2 tRNA genes and 2 rRNA genes are annotated in these 1,136 nt (G+C 48.9%); all 4 read right to left on the reverse strand.

The annotated features are described in order from the left end of the window. A 23S ribosomal RNA gene (locus J1782_RS00235) occupies positions 1–484 on the reverse strand; the annotation flags it as partial. A 209-nt stretch (positions 485–693) separates the two neighbouring features. Continuing rightward, positions 694–769 (reverse strand) — tRNA-Ala (locus J1782_RS00240). A gap of 135 nt (positions 770–904) precedes the next feature. Further along, positions 905–981 (reverse strand) — tRNA-Ile (locus J1782_RS00245). Positions 982–1,052: 71 nt separating this feature from the next. Beyond that, a 16S ribosomal RNA gene (locus J1782_RS00250) occupies positions 1,053–1,136 on the reverse strand; the annotation flags it as partial.

The raw sequence follows: 1,136 nt of genomic DNA on the forward strand, positions 1-1,136 counted from the left end.
GTTCTTTTCGCCTTTCCCTCACGGTACTGGTTCACTATCGGTCAGTCAGGAGTATTTAGCCTTGGAGGATGGTCCCCCCATATTCAGACAGGATGTCACGTGTCCCGCCCTACTCATCGAACTCACAGTCTGTGCATTTTTGTGTACGGGACTATCACCCTGTACCGTGCGACTTTCCAGACGCTTCCACTAACACACAAACTGATTCTGGTTCTGGGCTCTTCCCCGTTCGCTCGCCGCTACTGGGGGAATCTCGGTTGATTTCTTTTCCTCGGGGTACTTAGATGTTTCAGTTCCCCCGGTTCGCCTCATTACACTATGTATTCATGTAATGATAATGTGTCGAAACACACTGGGTTTCCCCATTCGGGTATCGTCGGGTATAACGGTTCATATCACCTTACCGACGCTTTTCGCAGATTAGCACGCCCTTCATCGCCTCTGACTGCCTAGGCATCCACCGTGTACGCTTAGTCGCTTAACCTCACAACCCGAAGGTGTTTCCACCGTCGCATTGCGATTATTTGAGAGACTCTGTTACAGGCTAATCACCACTCAGTACTTCTACGGAGAGTGATGTTCAGCTGTAAACTTTCAATTTTTCAGCTTGTTCCAGATTGTTAAAGAGCAAAATACTTCGCAGCATACTGTTTCCAATACGCTCTGAAGTATTATTTAAAGGCTGTACGGTAATGGTGGAGCTAAGCGGGATCGAACCGCTGACCTCCTGCGTGCAAGGCAGGCGCTCTCCCAGCTGAGCTATAGCCCCATACAGTCACTTACAGATACCTTAATCACTAACACATCACAGGATGAGTTAGCCAATTTGTTCTCAGGCAAGGCGAAGTCATACGACGTTTGCTTGTGCAAACAAGTATGGCGACAACGCAGCATGAGGACGAATTGGTAGGCCTGAGTGGACTTGAACCACCGACCTCACCCTTATCAGGGGTGCGCTCTAACCACCTGAGCTACAAGCCTATTAAGGTATTTCTGCTCGTTACTTTCTATCAGACAATCTGTGTGGACACTGCACAATGCGTATCTTGAGGTAAGGAGGTGATCCAACCGCAGGTTCCCCTACGGTTACCTTGTTACGACTTCACCCCAGTCATGAATCACAAAGTGGTAAGCGC

Source organism: Rahnella sp. BCC 1045, assembly GCF_019049615.1.
Taxonomy (GTDB): domain Bacteria; phylum Pseudomonadota; class Gammaproteobacteria; order Enterobacterales; family Enterobacteriaceae; genus Rahnella; species Rahnella contaminans.